The following is a 17,920-nucleotide window of genomic DNA, read 5'->3' on the forward strand; positions in this document are numbered from 1 at the left end:
AGATGCCCACGGAGTACCTCGTCATAGGGGGCGTAGTCCTTGTCGCCCTTCTCGTCATGATCCTGTTGTTCAAGACCGTCTGGCGGGTGGCGGAGCCCAACGAGGCGCTGATCATCTCCGGTCTCGGCGCCCGGGGTAGCTCCACGGACGCCGACAGCCTCGGGTTCAGGATCGTCACCGGCAAGGGCACCTCCGTGCTCCCCGGTTTCCAGACCGCGCGCCGCCTGCGCCTGGACAGCCGCGCCGCCAACCTCCAGGTCTCCTGCGTCACCCAGCAGGGCATCCCGGTGGTCGTACGGGGCGTCGTGATCTACAAGGTCGGCGACGACCTGCACTCGATCGCCAACTCCGCCCGGCGCTTCCTGGACCAGCAGGACTCGATGAACGGCGCCATCCACGAACTGTTCACCGGTCACCTGCGCTCGATCATCGGCAACCTCACCGTCGAGGACCTCATCCTCAACCGCGAGCGGCTGACGGGCGAGACCCGCGCCTCGGCCGCCGACGAGATGATCAGACTCGGTCTGATCGTCGACTCCCTGCAGATCCAGGAGATCGAGGACGGGACGGGCTACATCACCAACCTCGGCAAGCCGCATGCCGCGAGCATCGCCGCCGCGGCCCGCATCGCCGAGGCCCAGCGCGACCAGGAGGCCACCCAGGCCGAGCAGATCGCCGCCGCCAACAAGGCCGCGGCGTGGCGCGACTCGCAGATCAAGCAGGCCGTCTACCAGGCCGAGATCGACGAGGCCCAGGCCAGGTCCCGCCAGGCGGGGCCGCTCTCCGAGGCGTCCGCCCGGCAGGAGGTCGTCGTCCAGGAGACCCGCGCTGCCGAACTCGAGGCCGCGCTGGCCGAGCAGCGGCTCCAGGCCCAGGTCCGCAAACCCGCGGACGCCAGGGCGTACGAGACCGTGACGGTCTCCCGGGCCGAGCGCGACGCCCGCATCGCCCAGGCCGAGGCCGAGGCGCGCGAGACCGAGCTCCGCGCCGCCGCGCAGGCGTCGCAGGTCAAACAGGCCGCGGCGGCCGAGGCGGAGTCCGTGCGGCTGCGCGGTGTCGCCGCCGCCGAGGCGACGAAGGTCACCGGCTTCGGCGAGGCGGAGTCCGCCAGGGCCCGCGGTCTGGCCGCCGCCGACGCCTCCAAGGCGCAGGGACTCGCGGAGGCCGACGCCGCCAGGGCGAAGGGCCTGGCCGCCGCCGACGCGATCCGGGCCCGCGCCGAGGCCCTCGCCGAGAACCAGGAGGCGGTCATCGCCCAGCAGCTCGCCGAGAAGTGGCCCCAGATCGTCGAGGCGGGCGCGAAGGCCTTCGGCAACGTCGACCACATGGTCGTCCTCAACGGCGCCCAGGGCGTCGAGGAGATGCTCGCCAAGGCCCTCACCCTCGGCGGCGCCGGCCTCGGACTCGCCCGCTCCCTCCTGAACACCGCCGCCCCCGCCCAAGCCACCCCCGGCACCTCCGCCTCCGGCGTGGCCACCTCGGGTGCTGTCACCCCCGGTGGGACCGGTGGGACCGATGGAGCCACACCCTCGGAGAAAGGGGCCACACCCCCCGAAAAACCTGCCGCCCCCGCCCCCTGATCCTCTGTCCTCGTCCCCTTCCCCCCGATTTCTCCGGCGGATTTCTCCGGCGGCTCCCCGGAGGGCGGATGGGGGCGGTGGGGCTTCCGGGGCAGGTGAGACCGGGTTTCCTCCGTGTGCGGTCGCGGGTCAGGACCGGCCTGAGACCTCCGCGCGACGGACTCGTGACCGGTGGCCACTAATTCGGGGCACCCCGTTATGTGTTGTTCCTTTTTTCCAGGGCATACGCCTGGCAGCTGAGCAGACAGGGAGCGTGGAACATGACAGTCACCGGCATCATCACCGCCATTGTTATCGGCGCCATCATTGGTGCCCTGGGTCGGCTCGTCGTGCCCGGCAAGCAGGGCATCCCGATCTGGCTGACCATCGTGATCGGTATCGTCGCCGCACTCATCGGCACCGCGATCGCCGGAGCCCTGGGGGTCTCCGCCACATCCGGTATCGACTGGATCGAGCTGATCATCCAGATCGCCCTGGCCGCAGTCGGCGTCATCCTGGCGGTGAGCCTGTACGGCAGGCGAGGCGTCCGTTAGCCCGTGACCCGGGGAGGCCGGTTTCCGCGGGGAGAACCCGAGGAAATCCGGAGACCACCACCCTGGGCGCCTGCGACGGCCCCGTCCCGGATCTCTCCGGGACGGGGCCGTCGTCGTTCTCCGTACCGCGCGGACGCGCGACACCGCTCCGGGCTCCGGTGGACGACGCGGCGCCGGGCGGCGTGACCCGGCCGGCCGGGTTCACCGGCTCGTCCCGGCCGGGGCGCGCACAGTCGTTCCCACACACATGTACTGTCCGCTCGAACCCACTGATTCCTGAAATTTCAGGACGTCATCCCCAGGTGCTCGTGGCCCCCGCACGATCCCGGCCGGCGGCCGGCCAGGCCTGGGTACCGGCAAATAAGAATTCCTTGACAACATAATTTGTCGGCCATAGTCTGTGGTCATGCAGGAGATCGCCGTGATCGAGGACCCGGCCGCAGCCGAGGCCTCGCTGGACCCCATCCGGGCCCGGCTGCTGGCCGAGCTGAGCGAGCCCGGCTCCGCGACCATGCTGGCCGCCAAGGTCGGCCTGCCCCGTCAGAAGGTCAACTACCACCTGAAGACGCTTGAGGCGCACGGGCTCGTCGAGCTGATCGAGGAGCGGCGCAAGGGCAACGTCAACGAGCGCATCATGCGCGCGACCGCGGCCTCCTACGTGATCTCGCCGACCGCGCTGGCGTCGGTCGAGCCCGACCCGGCACGTTCCCCCGACCAGCTGTCGGCGAGCTGGCTGCTGGCCGTCGCGGCCCGGCTGGTCCGCGACGTCGGGGCGCTCATCACCGGCGCCGCCAAGGCGCGCAAGCGCGTCGCGACCTTCGCGATCGACGGCGAGGTGCGCTTCGCCTCGGCCGCCGACCGGGCCGCGTTCGCCCAGGAGCTCGCCGGAGCGGTCACGGCCCTGGTGTCCAAGTACCACGACGAGTCCGCCGAGAAGGGCCGCGACCACCGGATCGTCGTCGCCGTCCACCCGAGCGTGAAGGAAACCCGATGACGCACCCGTTCGAGCTGACCCAGGAGATCGAGCTCGCCGCCACCCCCGAGCAGGTCTGGGACGCGATCGCGACCGGGCCGGGCGTCGACTCCTGGTTCATGGGACGCACCGAGCTCGGCACGTCCGCCGGCGGCCCGGCCCACCTCACGATGATGGGCCACACCCAGCAGGCCACGATCACCGCCTACGAGCCCGGCACCCGCCTCGCGACCCGCGGCGCGGAGGCTCCCGACGGCCGGTTCATGGCGATGGAGTATCTCGTCGAGGGGCGCGGCGGCGGCACGACCGTGCTGCGGCTCGTGCAGCACGGCATGCTCGGTGACGACTGGGAGACCGAGTTCGAGGCGATGAAGGCCGGCTGGCCCATCTACCTGGAGACCCTCCGGCAGTACCTCACCCACTTCACCGGCCGCACCCCGTCGTCGCTCACGGCCGCCTTCCGGCCGGGAGCGGGCGGCCCGGACGCCGTCTGGAAGATCGTCACGGAGTCGCTGGGCGTCACGCCGGACGTCGGCGAGGGCGACGACGTCCGGCTCCCCGACGGCTCCGCCGGAGTCGTCTACTACGCGAACCTGCCCGTCAACCTGGGTGTCCGGACGGACGAGGGCCTGTACCGGTTCGTCTACTCCGGCGACGCCCGCGGCGACGCCCTCGTCCTCGGCCACCAGAACTTCGCGGGCCGCGACGAGCAGGCCGCGTGGGACACCTGGATGGCCGCGAACTTCGGCTGACCGGCCTCTCCCGGTCGGCTCGTCCAGAGTGGTGGTACCTCACCTCCCCGATACACCCCCTTAAGGAGCGAATCCCATGCGTATCGTGATCATTGAGTTCATGAGCCTGGACGGCGTCGTGCAGGCGCCGGGCGGACCTCAGGAGGACACCGACGGCGGCTTCGCCCACGGCGGCTGGTCGGCCCCGTTCTTCGACCCGGAAGTGGTCGGCGGTGCCTTCGACGGCGCGATGAGCGGGGCCGAGGCGTTGCTGTTCGGGCGCCGCACGTGGCAGACCATGGCCTCGGCGTGGCCCGGGCGAGCCGGTGACCCGTTCGCCGACCGGATGAACGCCATCCCGAAGTACGTCGTGTCCCGGACGCTGGGCGACGACGAGCTCACGTGGAACAACACCACCCGCATCCCCGGTGACGAGGCCGTCGCCCACATCCGGAAGCTGCGCGAGACCGACGGCGGCGACCTGGTGGTCATGGGAAGCCCCACCCTCGCCCGCACCCTCCTGAGCGAGGGCCTGGCCGACGAGCTCCGGCTCACGGTCATGCCGGTGATCCTCGGCGGCGGGAAGTCGATCTTCCCCGACGACGGTGGCCTGCGCACGCTCGAACTGGTCTCCACGGTCACCAGCGCCGCGGGCGTGAACGTGTGCGTCTACCGGCTGGCCGGCTAGGAGATCTCTAGGCCGCCTGGCTCAGGTTCTCGCCGAAGAACCCGGCGATCCTTTCGACGGCCAGATCCACGTACTGCTTCTTGTCATAGAGGTCGACGTGGCTGGCGCCGTCGATCCAGTGGATCTCCTTGGGGCCCGTGGTGCGCTGGAAGGCTTCGATGCTCATCCAGGACGTGACGGCGCGGCTGCCGACGATCATGAGCAGCGGTCGGTGCCCGATCAGCGGGATCGGCGCGAAGGCGTCGAAGGCTGCCATCTTGTCGATGCTGTTCCAGGTAAGGAACCTCGCCGAGCGGGGGTGCCGGCCACGTTCGGTGCGGTAGTACTCGAAGCCCTCGGCACCGTGTTCTCCGCCGAGCGCATAGGCCTGCTCGACGGTGCCGGGGAAGAGGGTCAGCACCGGCGGCTCCTCGCCTCGGGCCTCAACGGTGCGGGCGTGGGCCGCGGCGTCCAGCATGCCGAGGAACACGGCCGGGTCCTGGGCGCCGTCGGCCCCCAGGCGGAACTGGCGGGCGCCTGCTCGACCAGCTCACCGCGACCCCCGCCGTCGTTCTGGGCAAACGGCTGGACATCCTGGAGTGGAACGCCGGCGCCGCCGCCCTGTACACCGACTTCTCGCAACTCACCGCGGACCGGCGCAACTACCTGCGTCTGTTGTTCACCGACCCGATCATCCGGGACATGCACCTGGAGTGGGAGCACGACGCCCGCGACGCCGTCGCCGCCCTGCGCATGGAGTCCGCAGCCGATCCCGGCGACCCCGAGCTCGCCCGGCTCGTCGGCGAGCTGTCCGTGCGGGACGCCGACTTCCGTACCTGGTGGGCGGAGCATCGCGTCAACAACGCCGTCTACGGCACCAAGCGCTACCGGCATCGGCTGGTCGGCGGTCTCACCCTCGATTGCGACACGTGGAGCAGTCCCGACGGCTCGGGACAGCGCCTCATGGTTCTCACCGCCGAGCCGGGTTCACCGTCGCACGACGCGCTCCGCGTCCTCACCTCGTGGGCGCCCGGGCAACCGAACGGGAGCCTTTCCCCCGCACCCCGATGACGGCTGCGGAGGCCGGCGGCCGATCGCCGAGACCGGACCCGACCCCGTGCACGATCTGACCGCCGGCCGGGCTGATCCGGCGGCGGTACTCGCGCGGGGACGCGCCGGTGACCCGCTTGAACGCGTTGCTCAGCGCGCTCTCCGAACCGTAGCCGACCTCACGGGCGATCGCCGCCACCGTCTCGTCGCCGCGGCGCAGGCGCTGGGCGGCCAGTTCGATCCGCCAACCGGTCAGGTAGTCCAGCGGGCCCTGCCCGACGGCCTGCTTGAACCGGGCGGCCAGCGTCGACCGGGAAACCGCCGCGACCCCGGCCAGCTGGGCCACCGTCCAGGCGTGGGCCGGACGGGCGTGCATGGCCCCCAGTGCCGAGGCCACGATCGGGTCGGTGAGCCCGGCCAGCCAGCCGGACACGGCGCCCGGCCCGGCGACGGCCAGGTGCAGGCGCAGCAGATGGATCAGCATGATCATGGCGAGATGCTCGGTGACCAGTGTCGAGGCGAGCGGCCGATCGCGCAGCTCGGCGTCGATCTGCTCGAGCGCCCAGCGCACGGTCGCTGCCTCGGCGGTGCGGCCGGGCACGTGGATCACCGGCGGCAGCACATCGAGCAACAGTTCCTGTGCCCGCTCGCCGAAGTCGAATCGGCCGCCGATGAAGACCACGTCCTCGCCGGTTCCCACCCGGGCCACACCGTCGGTGGCCGCCGCGAAGACCGGGTGGGCCGGAACCGGCCGCACCCCCGGCCCACTGGCCAGGGTGAAGGCGCGTGGCCGGGTGAGCAGGAAGCAGTCGCCCTCGGCCAGATCGATCGGCTCCGGCACGCCGTCGACGGTGAGCAGGCCGTGGCCGCGGCGCACCGCGTTGAACTTGACCGCCGACGGCGGCTCGAACGACAGCGCCCACTCGCCGCCGGCCACCAGCCCGACGGACAGGCGGCTGGTCGTGCCGACAAGGGTGAGGACATCGTGGAGGGGATCGACTCGCTGGATGCTCACGCAACTATGTTGCACTCTGGATCATTCCAAGTCCAATTCTCAAAGCTTAGAGTTGCGGGCATGCCATGCATTGGCACCCGTTCAAAGGCGTAGTGCGCCCGCATCGAGTTCGCCGACGGCCATCGGACCTTCCTGGCGGGCGGGTCGACCGAACTCCGCAAACGAGAACCTTGGAGCACCGTTCATGACTACCGTGATGCTCGTCCATGGCGCCTGGCACCGGCCGGCCTGCTGGGCGAAGCTCGAGCCCGAGTTGCACGCCCTCGGCTATGACACGCGTTCGCCGGCGTTGCGCAGTTCCGGCGAACATCCCACCGCGGGCATGCATGAGGACGCCGCCGTGCTGGCCGAGGAACTGACGTCGATCGAGGGGCCGGTCGTGCTGCTCGGTCACTCCTACGGGGGCATCCCGGTCACCGAGGCCGCCGCCGGAGCGGGCAACGTCGTGCGGCTGATCTACCTTGCCGCGTACATGCCGGACAAGGGACAGTCGATGTACACCCTCCACGGCGCTCCCGATCCTGACGACATGAGCGGCCTGTTCCCGCTCATCGACGACCCGCGTACCTCGCTCTACGGCGACCTGACCGACGCCGAGGCCGAACAGGCGATGAGCGAACTGGTCCAGCAGACCGTCCGGTCGTTCGCGGAGAAGGCCGACGCCGCCGCCTGGCGGGACATCCCGTCCACCTACATCGTCGCCGAGCACGACAAGGCCATCCCACCTGCGCTGCAGGAGCAGATGGCGGCCCAGGCCACCGAGATTCGCCGGATCACCAGCGCTCACTGTCCGCTCCTGTCACAGCCACGCCGGCTGGCCGCCCTCATCGACGAGATCGCGCGGCCGGCCTGAGGGGCGTCGCAGGCGAGAACGGACACTGATCGTCAGTGGGTTCGGACATCACCTGTCGATCAGTGGGCCGCGCAAGGCCGGTGCGCCGCGGGATACGGGACGTCTCCCGCGCGGTCCTGTGAGGAGTGGCGTGGGCCGGCCTTTCGCTCCGGCAAGACCCCGGAAAGCCACCTCGCCGGGCTTCACCTGTGAGGCGCCATCCCATGGCCTCGAAGTTTCCCGTCCACCCGAAGATCCGAACTACGAACACGCCCTGGGTCTCCGGGACATCCGTAGTCAGAAGGTGACCGGGGTCGCCCGTTCGAGGCGGGCGACCTCGTCCTCCGAGAGCCGCAGCGCACCGGCGGCCACGTTGGCGACCAGGTGGTCGGGGTTGCCGGTGCCCGGGATGGCCAGCACGTGCGGCCCGTGCCGCAGCGTCCACGCCAGCCGGACCTGCGCGGGCGTCGCCCCGTGGGCGCGCGCGACGGCGAGGACCTCGTCGTTCTCGGTGCCGCCCGCGCCCGCCTCGCGCCCCTCCCCGGCGATCGCGTAGAACGGCACGAACGCGATGCCCTGCTCACCGCAGGCGCGCAGGAAATCCCGGCGCTCGGGGTTCGCGCCGAGGCCGTACCTGTTCTGCACGCAGACCACCGGGGCGATGGCCAGGGCCTCGGCGAGGTGCTTGGGCCTGACGTTGGAGACGCCCAGGTGGCGGATGAGCCCGGCGTCACGCAGCTCGGCCAGCGCGCCGAAGCGCTCGGCGATCGAGTCGGGCCCGTGGCCGCGCAGGTTCACCACGTCGAGGTGGTCGCGGCCGAGCTGGCGGAGGTTCTCCTCGACCTGGCCGCGCAACTGCTCCGGCCTGGCCAGGGGCAGCCACGCCCCCGAAGGGTCCTTGCCCGGCCCGACCTTCGTGGTGATCACCAGGTCATCCGGGTACGGGGCCAACGCCCGGTTGATCAGCTCGTTGGCGGAACGTAGCGACGAGAAATAGAACGCGGCGGTGTCGATGTGGTTCACCCCGAGCTCGACCGCGCGGCGCAGCACGCCGATCGCCCGGTCACGGTCGCTCGGAGTGCCGTCGGCGTTCGCCGTCAGCCGCATCGCGCCGAATCCGATCCGGTTGACGACCAGGTCGCCCAGCTTCCACGTACCCGCCACCGCCGCCGTGATGCTCTCCGACTTCACGGACGAAGTCTGCCACCACCGTCCGACCGCCCAGGAACGCCAACCAGCGGGCGCGAATCCTGACATCTTCGGATGGAGACTCCTCGGGGTTCCCCGATTCGCAAGGCCGGCAACGCGCCGCTCCGTCCGAGGGGTCAGGAAGGTCGCGGGCAGGGGTCGCCGGCCATGCTCGGGCCGGGCACCTCGGGCCGCGTGGGCGTGGGCGTGACGAACAGGGTGGCCTTGCCAGGCTCGCTCATGTGGCCCTCCTGCACGTACCAGGTGCCGGGCACCGAGGAGTGGAAGTCCTTGCCGTCGAAGTACGTGCCCACGGTCACCCCGCGTTCCCGCAACAGCCCGCGCACGAGATCCACGGACCTGCCGAGGAAGGGCACGCAGTGCATGGGCTCGCCGACCTCCTGGAGCGGGCGCAGTGCGGCATACCGCTCACCCCGGTTGGCCTTGCGCCCGAGTGTCACGGTCGCCGACCCGGTGAAGTCGACAGGGACCTTCAGCCCGATCGGGCACTGCCACTGGACGGCGCAGGCTCCCGGCTTCCGGATCGCGGAGACATATTCCTCGCTGCGCTCGATCTCCTCCATACTCCGGCCGTCCATCCTCATGTCCCAGGTGAAGATGCCGCCCTCGACGGCCGGAGGCACCGGTTTGACCCGCAGCCGGATGTCGAGGCCGCGCTCGCGGAGCTGGGTCTCGTACAGCTTCGGGTCGGCGAACAGGTCCTTGACGGTGATGACGTAGAAGGCTCCCTGCCGCTTGATGTCCAGCGCGTCGGCCTGGCTGGGGGTCACGCCCAGACCGCCCGGCAACAGCCCGCCGACCATCGTGACGGCGACGGCGGACCCGGTGACCAGCAGGGCGGCCGTGCGCGGGCGGAGCGGTCCCCAGGAGAATCGCCGGGTGACGGTGGCGGGCTCGCAGGGGGTGGCCGTCAGCTCGTCGAGCAGTTCCAGCGCCCCGGCGGTCAGACCCGGGCCGGGGCCGGGGTCGATGTCGGCGACCATGCGGTCGATCCGGTGCCTCATCACTTCGCCTCCAGCAGGTTCACGGCGCGCGAGCCGTACCGGGCCAGGTCGAGACCGGCTGAGGCGAGCTCCTTGGCCAGGCGTTTGCGCGCCCGGTGCAGCCGCACCCGTGCGGAGGGCCGGGAGCAGCCGAGCACGACCGCGATCTCCGTCGCGCTCAACCCCTCCCAGCCCGCGAGTGACAACACCTCACGGTCGTCGGGCGACAGCCGCCCGAACGCCGCGCGGACCGCGTCCGGGTCCTGCTCCACCGCCGACTCGGCCAGCACGGTCAGCTCCGCGCGCAGCCGTACGGCGAGCGCGCCCTGCCGCTTCTCCCCCCGGCGCTGGTTCGCCAGCACCCGCCGCGCCACGCCGTACAACCACAGCCTGGTCTCGTCCGCCGGAGGGATCTCGCCGACCTTGCGCCAGGCGGTCGCGAACGTCTCGGCGATCGCGTCGGCGGCGTCGTCGGGCGAACCGGTCCGGCGCCGTACGTAGCTCATCACGGCTTGGTAGTTGGCCATGTACATCTCCTCAAAACGCTGCTTCGAGTCGGGCGGGGCCACACGGATGTCCTTCCCCCGGGGGTCTGCATCAGAGGAGATGTCCGGATACGCCGCGTCGTTACAGCGGAAATCCGAGGATCGTGAAAACACCGCCGCTCACTCGAGAGGGGCACGGCCGACGCCGGAGACGGCACGTGAGTCAGAACGCATTCTGAAGTTGGTGAACCAGGAAGGGGCGGCACGCGATCGCCTGCCGTCAAGCAGGCCACATCGACCCGAACGGAACAATCCATCCGTCCCATCGGCGTTGAAACCGTCATCGAGCAGCAGGTAGGAGCAAGGTCGTGACGAACTCCGTCATCCACTCCGGCTCGGGCGCACGGCCGGAGGGCCGGTGACGGCCTGCTCGGGGTAGGGCTGCCCTTACCTCCGATACACCGGCAGGCGTCAGCGAGCCGCCGGCCCATTCGCACCAGACTCGCTCCTGACACACAGGAGACGTCAGCATGGACACCTCGGGATTGACCCCCGCCAGAATCATCGCCCTGGCGGCCATGACCCTCACCATCCTTGCTCTCGGCTACCTGGGCGCACGGGATACGACGACACCGGCGGCGTCCCCCGCGGCCAAGGTCGGCACACTGACTCTGAACCCCTGCACGTACGAGACCGAAACCGGAGCCCTGCCGGCGGACTGCGGCACCCTGACCGTCCCAGAGAACCACGACGTTCCCGGCTCCCGGCCGATCACGCTGCCCGTGAACCGCATCCGGGCCACCGGCCCCGACCCGGCCGAGCCGATCTTCCGTCTCGGGGGCGGGCCCGGCCAGACGAACATGACCTTCAAGGAAGCCGGCCGCCTCTCCGAGAGGCACGACATCGTCCTGGTCGGTTACCGCGGCATCGACGGTTCCGTCGTCCTCGACTGTCCTGAGGTGACCACGGCGATGCGGCACTCCGCCGACCTCGCCGGACCCGACACGACGCGCCGCACCTCCCAGGCCTACGCCGACTGTGCCAGACGCCTGACCGAGGACGGCACCGACCTCGGCGGCTACTCGCTACCCCAGCGCGTCGAGGACTTGGAGACCGTCCGCAGGGCACTGGGCTACCGGCGGATCAACCTGATCAGCCAGAGCGTCGGAACCCGCACCGCCATGATCTACGCCTGGCGCCATCCGCGGTCCATCCACCGGTCGGTGATGGCCGGCGTGAACCCGCCCGGTCGCTTCCTCTGGGACCCCGCCACCACGGACGACCAACTCGCCCGATATGCCCGGCTGTGCGCCCAGGACCACGCATGCGCCGCACGCACCGAAGACCTCGCCGCCTCCATGAGGGCGACCGCCGCGCACCTGCCCGACCGGTGGGGACCCCTGGCCGTCAAAAGCGGCAACGTCCGCGCCGCGACGCTGATCGGACTGGTCAACTCCACACGATTCGCCGCACCGCTCAACGCGCCCGCGATGCTCGACGCCTGGCTGGCCGCCGCCGACGGCGATCCCAGCGGACTCTGGGCCATCTCCCTTCTCGCCGACCTGACCATCCCGACGTCCTTCGTCTGGGGAGAGTCCGCCGCGACCACCATGATCGACGCTGCGCCGGTCGACCGCTACTACGCCGGAGGGGGCGACCCGGGCTCGATCCTCGGCAACGCCGGCGCGGATCTGCTGTGGGCCGGCGGTGGCCTCACCAAGGCGTGGCCGTCCGGCCCCGACACCCGCGGATACCAGCGGACGCGCCCGACCGACGTCGAAACGCTCCTGATCAGCGGCACCGTCGACTTCACCACGCCCGCCGAACTGGCCACCAGGGAACTGCTGCCCGCCCTGCCCAACGGCCATCAGGTGATCCTGGCCGAACTCGGGCACACCACCGACTTCTGGCGCTACCAGCCCGAGGCCAACCGGCGGCTGCTGACCGCCTTCTTCGACCACGGCCAGGTCGACACCTCCGGATACACCACCCACAAGGTCGACTTCCGGGTCGGCACGCTCAGCATGCCGAACATCGCCAAGATCCTCGCAGGCGTCCTGACCGGCCTCACGCTGACCGCCGCCGTCCTGCTCGCCGGGATGACCCGCCGAGTACGCCGCCGCGGTGGCTTCGGGCCCAGAACCGGCATCTGGCTGCGCATCCTGACCCCGGTGATCCTCGGTCTCGGCGGCTGGTCCCTGGCCATACTGACCGTGTCGATCCTGTGGCCGGCGACCTACCTCGGCGACCCGCTCGTCACCGTACCGCCCGTCGGTGTCGCCATCGGCTACGGCGCCTACTGCGCCTGGACCCGACGCGACCGGACCTCTCGGCACCGGCGCCGGGGCCTGGCCGCCGCACCGGCCGCGGCACTCGCCGGAGCCTGGCTGGGGTTCTCCGCCGCCGACGGCCTACCCGGCACGACGGCCACGATCATCGGCGCCGCCCTCGCCGCCAACCTCGTCCTCCTCACCCTCGACATCCTCGGCGACCGCGCCGCCACACTGTCGGAGAGCTGATCGACGCCCTCCCCGCCCTGTCCCATTCGTCATCTGGGGGCTGGACCGTGACCCGGTCACCACGCTTCGGGCTCACGCCGAGACCTCCACCGGCCCGAAGTCGCCGCGTGTGGCCTTACGAGCCTGGGTGCGGCGGGCGGGGTCGGCCTTGATCCGGGCGGTCGCCCGCCAGCCTGCGATGACCTCCTGTGTGGTGACGTCGACATCCGGTTCCGCGGCGTCGGAGAGCGCCTCCACCAGTTCGAGGGTGAAGGCACGCAGTTCGGCGGAAGTGAGGTGGCGGACCCAGGGAAAGACCTCGGGCATGGCCATGACCAGCGCGCGGGCGGTCGGATCGTGCTTGATGAGGGCGAGGAACAGGCGAGACGCTGTGGCCAGCGTCTCCCCGCGCTGATCCTCACGGTCGGCGGCGGTCAGGGAGGAGTCCGGGGTATCGCGGTGAGTGACGCGTACTCGACCGAGGCGCGCGGCGCGTTCGGCGGCGGCCCGGGGGTTTCTCGACAGGTCCGAGAAAGTGACGGCGTCGGCGTTGCTGTTCACCCTGCCACCGTAAGTCAGAACACATTCTGAAGTCGGTGAACCAGGGAAGGGGCGGCACACGATCGCCTGCCGGTGAGGAGGCCACATCGACCGGTGAGGGACATTCCTTCACTCGCCCGTCGTGTCGTCGGACCACGGTGCTTTCGCGGATTCGTCACGGTGCAGAACGTGCACGGTCTCGACGCGGTCACTGGCCACGACATACTCGGTCACCTCGATGGGCTGAGCGTCGCCTCCCGAGGTGCCCACGCGCACGATCTCCAGTACGGGCAGGCTGGTGGGGATCTCCAGCAGGCCGGCCTCGTCCTTGGTCGGCATCCGTGTCCTATGGATCTCTATCCAGCTGATGGGCCAGTGACCGCCCTCTCCGAACCCGCTGTGCCAATCAGGCAACGTTGACCAGTGTGTTGGGGCATCGGTATTCCTATCCCTTACGCTTGATTCCTATCCCTTACGCTTGGGGATCTCCTTCGACCGGTCGTGCGGTCAGGGACGTGTGTCGAAGTCTCCAGTTTCGACGCGTGTATTTCAGAGCCGTTTGATTGACAGATCCGCTCGGTTGGAAAACCTCGGTGGCTCGATGTGATGATCCGTTAAGTGAGTGCGTGCGAGTTGAGGAGGTTCGGTGAGTGTTCTGCATGTTCGACACATCGAAGGGGAGCTAAAGACGTCCTTCGAGGGGCTGATCGATCTCACCGATGTCGCCGAAAATGCACCGCAGGCGCAGAGGGAAGTCCAGTTCTTGAGTCGTGCGCTTGCCGCGTATGTCGCGCAACAGGTGACAGGATGCTCGGCTGAAGAAGCGGCAGCGTTCGTGATCGACGGACGGGACGACAACGGCATCGATGCCGTCGCGATCGACGATGACAAGCCACACTTGTGGCTGATTCAGTCGAAGTGGACCAAGACGGGCGAGGGAACGGTCGACAAGGAGACCACTCTCAAGCTCAAGGAGGGGCTTGACCTGCTGTTGGAAGGGGAGTACGGCAGCTTCAATCCCCGTTTCGCGAAGCTGGAGAAGCGGGTCGACGCGGCGTTGAGCGACCCCTCCGTAAAGATCACCCTGATGTTGGCCGTGCTGGGTAACCCAAAGATGGAGGACGTCGTTGAGAGGCCGCTGCTGGCGGCGGCCAGGAAGCTCAACGGGCCGAAGCCCGAGGACGAGGTCTTGGACATCCGTGTCCTTGGGCTTCACGACGTCCATAAGGCGGTCCGCGCGAAATTCGCGCCAGCTCGCATTGATCTCTCTGTGACGCTTGACGGCTCCGGGCGCTTGCAGGCGCCGTATCTCGCCTACTACGGATCGGTGTCCGTTGGACAGGTCGCGCGCTGGTACGGCGACCACGAGGACAGCCTGTTCGAGCAGAACATCCGCAAGTCGCTTGGTCTGACCGGAGTCAATCGTTCCCTTGTCGACACGCTGATCACACGTCCCCTCGACTTCTGGTACTTCAACAACGGGATCACCGTCTTGTGTGATCGGGTTCGTCCGACAGTGCAGTATGCGACCTCTGACGACGGTCCTCGGGAATTTAAGCTGGAGGGCGTAAGCGTGGTCAACGGAGCACAGACGGTCGCGGCGATCAGCGAAGGATTGCGACGCGCACCGGATAAAGCCGGGGTGGCGCGAGTCTGGATCCGGCTGATCGCCCTGGAGGACTGCCCGGAGGGCTTCGCTGACCAGATCACCCGTGCCACCAACACGCAGAACCAGGTAGGGCGGCGTGATCTCGCGGCTCTCGACGAGGTTCAGGTCCGTCTGCAGGAGGAGTTCGCATGGGCGCTGCGCCTTACATACGTCATCAAAGGGGGCGGCGATGCACCAGAGGAAGAACGAGGCTGTACTAATGTCGAGGCGGCGGAGGCGCTCGCGTGCACACATGCGCGTCCTGAACTGACTGTGCGGGCGAAGGCCGGCGGCGATTATTTCTGGGAAAGGACCCCAGGAAGTGCCTATGATCAGCTTTTTCCCAAGAAGATCAGCGTCTATAGAGTTTGGCGGTCCGTTGTCTTCAACCGGAGGGTAGGCGCCGTCCTCGATGAAGGACAGGCTTCTCGGGAAGGGGTCACCGCCCGAGTCGCGGAACACGGACGATCCTTGATCACCCACATTACTTTCAAGAGCCTGGATCAAAGCGGCGTCAACGATCCACAGTCTTCCTGGGAGGACACCGTCCTGTCCGCCGTTCCAGAACGAACGGCTGCCGTGCTGGCCTGGTTGGTACGCCACGTGGAGGAGATCGGCGGTTACCCGGTCAGCATCTTCAAAAATCCGGAGAAGTGCAGATCTCTGGCCGCGTCGGTGATCGCGTCGGTCAACGGACAGACACCGCCACCAGAGATCCAGGTCAAGAAACGGAGTTCTCGGGCCGTCGGGGTGCTCGTTGACGCCGGGGTGATCGAGGAAGGGGCGGTGCTTGAGTTCCGCGTCTTCGGCGATGAGCAGACCGGTATGAACAGCTGGATCGCAGAGGATCCGCGGCGGGGGCGGGCGACATGGGCCAACAGCAGGTCGAAACCATTGATCTGGGAAGCGGACGGCCAAGCCTACTCACCGACTACGCTCGCCACGTACATGAGGCTGCGGGCGCTCGGAAAGAAGGGGTCGATTCAGGGGACGAAGTACTGGTCGATCCGGGGCAAATCCCTCGTCGAGCTCGCTGAGCAGGTGCGGGACTCCGAGTGAAGTGAGCATGGGATATTCCGATACCGCTGCCGTGCTTCTCAAAATTCATCGAAGCGTGATCACTGCCGGAGCGCGCCACTGGAAGATCGGACAGTTACCCTAACCATGGGGTGGAAGGAGGGACAGCGTGCTGCTCCGGTTCCGTGTCGCCAACGTGCGGTCGTTACGCGACGAGCAGGAACTGTCCTTCGTCGTCTCCGAACACGAGCTGAGCGCGGTGACGCGAGAGACCGCACTCGGCGGAAGTCGTTCCGCTGGCGTCTTCCCGCTGGTCGGCATTTTCGGCGCCAACGCCTCGGGAAAGTCGAACGTTCTGGCCGCGCTGACCGATATGCGTGCGGCAGTCCTCAACTCCTATGCCCGCTGGGCCTCGTTCGAGGGAATCCCGCGTGAGCCCTACGCGCTCGATCCCAAAGGCGAGAGTGAGCCGAGCTTCTTCGAGGCCGACCTCGTGCTAGACGAGGTGCGCTGGACGTACGGATTCGAGCTGAGCTCAAAACGCGTCGAGGCCGAGTGGATCCACAGCTACCCCCGAGGTCACCGTCAGGTGTGGCTCGACCGTGACGCCTCGCGAGCCGGGGTATACGAATGGCCGGGCAACCGGATCAAGGACCGGGCCCAGCTGGCCAAGCGCACACGTTCCAACACGCTGCTGCTGTCCACAGCCGGTACTGACAACCACCCGCAGCTTTCGGCGCTCTTCCACTGGTTCCGCCGCAATCTGTGGATCATCAACCCGGAGGAAGAACGGGAGCAACGGGAGGAGTTCACTCTGCAGGAGCTCTCCGGCAGCCGCGCACGCCGGATCAACGAACTGCTGAGGGTGGCGGATCTGGGAATCACCGGCGCAGAGGTTGTCCAGGAGGGCAAGAATCGGCCGACGGTGCGGCTGACCCACCGGTCGGCCGCCAAGGACGTTGCCCTCGACTGGCGGAGCGAGTCGTTCGGCACTCGATCCTGGTTCGCGCTGCTCGGTCCCCTGCTGCTGGCGCTCGATGAGGGCGCCGTGCTGCTCGTCGACGAGCTGGACGCGAGCCTGCACCCGCGATTCGCCGCCGAGGTCGTCCGGCTCTTCCACGATCCGCATGCCAACCCCAAGGGCGCGCAACTCGTCTTCACCTCACACGACCCGTCGCTGCTCATCACCCCAAGCGGGGAGCGGCTGCTGGAACCAGGCCAGGTGTGGCTGACGGAGAAGGGCAAGGATGGCGCCACGGAACTGTATTCCCTGACCGCCGCCGAGCCGGGAGAGGACGAGAACCTGATGGAGTCCTACCTCGCCGGTGCCTTCGGCGGGGTTCCCTCCGTTGTGGAGGGACAATTCGCTCGGCGGTTGCACAAGCACCGGCACACCGCAGAGCAGGCCAAATGACGCGTACGCGAGGGAAGGACGCGCTGGGGCCGTCCGGACAACGGCGCGACAAGCGCAACCGGGTCGTCCACGTCTTCACCGAAGGCAGGCTCACCGAGCCTTCGTACATCGACATCATGAAACAGCACCTCGACGAGCAGAGGCTGCCTGTCGAGGTGCACATCGCGAACGCCGGTGCACGGGGTTCCCAGCGCAAGCCGATCGACCTGGTCGAGGCGGCGGTACCGCTCATGCACAGGCTGACCCGCGAGGCGGAGCGCAACCGGCTGAGGGATGAGATCCGCCCCCAAGTCTGGTGCCTGTTCGACCGGGACGACCACCAAGATCTCGACCGAGCCTTCAAACAGGCCCGCCAGGGAAAGGTCCGCATCGCCTTCTCGCATCCCTGTTTCGAGGTGTGGCGGCTCCTGCACCACAAGGACGTGGCCGGAACCTTCAACCAGGTGTGTGGCCTGGTGATCGACAGGCTCCCCTTCAAAAACGAGGTGGGGAAGATCAAGGAGGTGTACGCAGAGCAGATCATGGGCCACTACACCGAGGCGAAGCGACGCGCCCTCCGGATGAACGCCCAGCACGGCGACCACGTGTCCCTGCCGAACCGCGACCCGTACACCGACGTCTTCCACTTCGTCGAGCAGGGCCTCGGGATCACCTCCTACTGAAGCCCGGTGCGGCAATCGTTTCCTCTTCCGCGTGCTGCCACCATAGGGTTCCTACGTCATATCGGGGTCGTAGGGAGTTGTAC

General features: G+C 68.6%; 18 protein-coding genes. 11 read left to right on the top strand and 7 right to left on the bottom strand.

The window, feature by feature from the left end; all coding sequences use genetic code 11:
• The first annotated feature begins 2 nt into the window (after nucleotides 1-2).
• The 5 genes from ACVCAG_RS12520 to ACVCAG_RS12540 all read left to right on the top strand — a co-directional run bounded on the left by ACVCAG_RS12520 (nucleotide 3) and on the right by ACVCAG_RS12540 (nucleotide 4,505).
• Nucleotides 3-1,580, top strand: a complete 1,578-nt coding sequence (locus tag ACVCAG_RS12520) for an SPFH domain-containing protein (protein ID WP_447189842.1) — start codon at nucleotides 3-5, stop codon at nucleotides 1,578-1,580.
• Nucleotides 1,581-1,840: 260 nt separating this feature from the next.
• Nucleotides 1,841-2,113, top strand: coding sequence for a GlsB/YeaQ/YmgE family stress response membrane protein (locus ACVCAG_RS12525; RefSeq protein ID WP_329088698.1), 273 nt, complete (start codon nucleotides 1,841-1,843; stop codon nucleotides 2,111-2,113).
• Between the two features lie 406 nt (nucleotides 2,114-2,519).
• Entirely contained in the window at nucleotides 2,520-3,107 is a 588-nt protein-coding gene (locus tag ACVCAG_RS12530; protein ID WP_440083758.1) for a helix-turn-helix domain-containing protein, read from the top strand.
• On the top strand, nucleotides 3,104-3,838 hold the full coding sequence (locus ACVCAG_RS12535; RefSeq protein ID WP_440083759.1) for an SRPBCC domain-containing protein: 735 nt from the start codon (nucleotides 3,104-3,106) through the stop codon (nucleotides 3,836-3,838). Before ACVCAG_RS12530 ends, ACVCAG_RS12535 begins: the two co-directional genes overlap by 4 nt.
• A 76-nt stretch (nucleotides 3,839-3,914) precedes the next feature.
• Nucleotides 3,915-4,505, top strand: coding sequence for a dihydrofolate reductase family protein (locus ACVCAG_RS12540; protein ID WP_440083760.1), 591 nt, complete (start codon nucleotides 3,915-3,917; stop codon nucleotides 4,503-4,505).
• 7 nt (nucleotides 4,506-4,512) lie between these two features.
• On the opposite strand, the gene ACVCAG_RS12545 is transcribed toward ACVCAG_RS12540, so the two are convergent.
• On the bottom strand, nucleotides 4,513-4,974 hold the full coding sequence (locus ACVCAG_RS12545) for an alpha/beta hydrolase (protein ID WP_440083761.1): 462 nt from the start codon (nucleotides 4,972-4,974) through the stop codon (nucleotides 4,513-4,515).
• Between the two features lie 47 nt (nucleotides 4,975-5,021).
• On the opposite strand from ACVCAG_RS12545, the gene ACVCAG_RS12550 reads away from it, so the two are divergent.
• Nucleotides 5,022-5,555 (top strand): MmyB family transcriptional regulator, encoded by a 534-nt coding sequence (locus tag ACVCAG_RS12550; RefSeq protein WP_440083982.1) that lies wholly within the window; start codon nucleotides 5,022-5,024, stop codon nucleotides 5,553-5,555.
• Here the strand turns inward: ACVCAG_RS12550 and ACVCAG_RS12555 are convergent.
• Complete coding sequence (locus ACVCAG_RS12555) at nucleotides 5,500-6,549, bottom strand: cupin domain-containing protein (RefSeq protein ID WP_440083762.1); 1,050 nt, start codon at nucleotides 6,547-6,549, stop codon at nucleotides 5,500-5,502. The genes ACVCAG_RS12550 and ACVCAG_RS12555 overlap by 56 nt on opposite strands.
• A 184-nt stretch (nucleotides 6,550-6,733) precedes the next feature.
• Here ACVCAG_RS12555 and ACVCAG_RS12560 point away from each other — a divergent pair, with 184 nt between their 5' ends.
• Nucleotides 6,734-7,402, top strand: coding sequence for an alpha/beta fold hydrolase (locus ACVCAG_RS12560; RefSeq protein ID WP_440083763.1), 669 nt, complete (start codon nucleotides 6,734-6,736; stop codon nucleotides 7,400-7,402).
• Between the two features lie 276 nt (nucleotides 7,403-7,678).
• Here ACVCAG_RS12560 and ACVCAG_RS12565 read toward each other — a convergent pair whose 3' ends face one another.
• The 3 genes from ACVCAG_RS12565 to ACVCAG_RS12575 form a co-directional block, all read right to left on the bottom strand.
• Complete coding sequence (locus ACVCAG_RS12565; protein ID WP_440083764.1) at nucleotides 7,679-8,572, bottom strand: aldo/keto reductase; 894 nt, start codon at nucleotides 8,570-8,572, stop codon at nucleotides 7,679-7,681.
• Between the two features lie 134 nt (nucleotides 8,573-8,706).
• Entirely contained in the window at nucleotides 8,707-9,594 is an 888-nt protein-coding gene (locus tag ACVCAG_RS12570) for a hypothetical protein (RefSeq protein ID WP_440083765.1), read from the bottom strand.
• On the bottom strand, nucleotides 9,594-10,106 hold the full coding sequence (locus ACVCAG_RS12575; RefSeq protein WP_440083983.1) for a sigma-70 family RNA polymerase sigma factor: 513 nt from the start codon (nucleotides 10,104-10,106) through the stop codon (nucleotides 9,594-9,596). Before ACVCAG_RS12575 ends, ACVCAG_RS12570 begins: the two co-directional genes overlap by 1 nt.
• A gap of 482 nt (nucleotides 10,107-10,588) precedes the next feature.
• On the opposite strand from ACVCAG_RS12575, the gene ACVCAG_RS12580 reads away from it, so the two are divergent.
• The gene (locus ACVCAG_RS12580; protein ID WP_447189843.1) at nucleotides 10,589-12,577 is read left to right on the top strand and encodes an alpha/beta hydrolase; all 1,989 of its coding nucleotides are present in this window, start codon (nucleotides 10,589-10,591) and stop codon (nucleotides 12,575-12,577) included.
• A gap of 72 nt (nucleotides 12,578-12,649) precedes the next feature.
• Here the strand turns inward: ACVCAG_RS12580 and ACVCAG_RS12585 are convergent, their stop codons facing one another.
• Complete coding sequence (locus ACVCAG_RS12585) at nucleotides 12,650-13,117, bottom strand: hypothetical protein (RefSeq protein ID WP_447189844.1); 468 nt, start codon at nucleotides 13,115-13,117, stop codon at nucleotides 12,650-12,652.
• Nucleotides 13,118-13,225: 108 nt separating this feature from the next.
• Nucleotides 13,226-13,435, bottom strand: a complete 210-nt coding sequence (locus ACVCAG_RS12590; protein ID WP_447189845.1) for a hypothetical protein — start codon at nucleotides 13,433-13,435, stop codon at nucleotides 13,226-13,228.
• A gap of 307 nt (nucleotides 13,436-13,742) precedes the next feature.
• Here ACVCAG_RS12590 and ACVCAG_RS12595 point away from each other — a divergent pair, with 307 nt between their 5' ends.
• The 3 genes from ACVCAG_RS12595 to ACVCAG_RS12605 all read left to right on the top strand — a co-directional run bounded on the left by ACVCAG_RS12595 (nucleotide 13,743) and on the right by ACVCAG_RS12605 (nucleotide 17,837).
• Entirely contained in the window at nucleotides 13,743-15,803 is a 2,061-nt protein-coding gene (locus tag ACVCAG_RS12595) for an AIPR family protein (protein WP_447189846.1), read from the top strand.
• A 127-nt stretch (nucleotides 15,804-15,930) separates the two neighbouring features.
• Entirely contained in the window at nucleotides 15,931-17,175 is a 1,245-nt protein-coding gene (locus ACVCAG_RS12600) for an AAA family ATPase (protein ID WP_447189847.1), read from the top strand.
• On the top strand, nucleotides 17,172-17,837 hold the full coding sequence (locus ACVCAG_RS12605; protein ID WP_447189848.1) for an RloB family protein: 666 nt from the start codon (nucleotides 17,172-17,174) through the stop codon (nucleotides 17,835-17,837). The genes ACVCAG_RS12600 and ACVCAG_RS12605 overlap by 4 nt, the downstream gene beginning before the upstream one ends.
• The last annotated feature ends 83 nt before the right edge of the window (nucleotides 17,838-17,920 follow it).

Source organism: Streptosporangium sp. G12, from assembly GCF_052983175.1.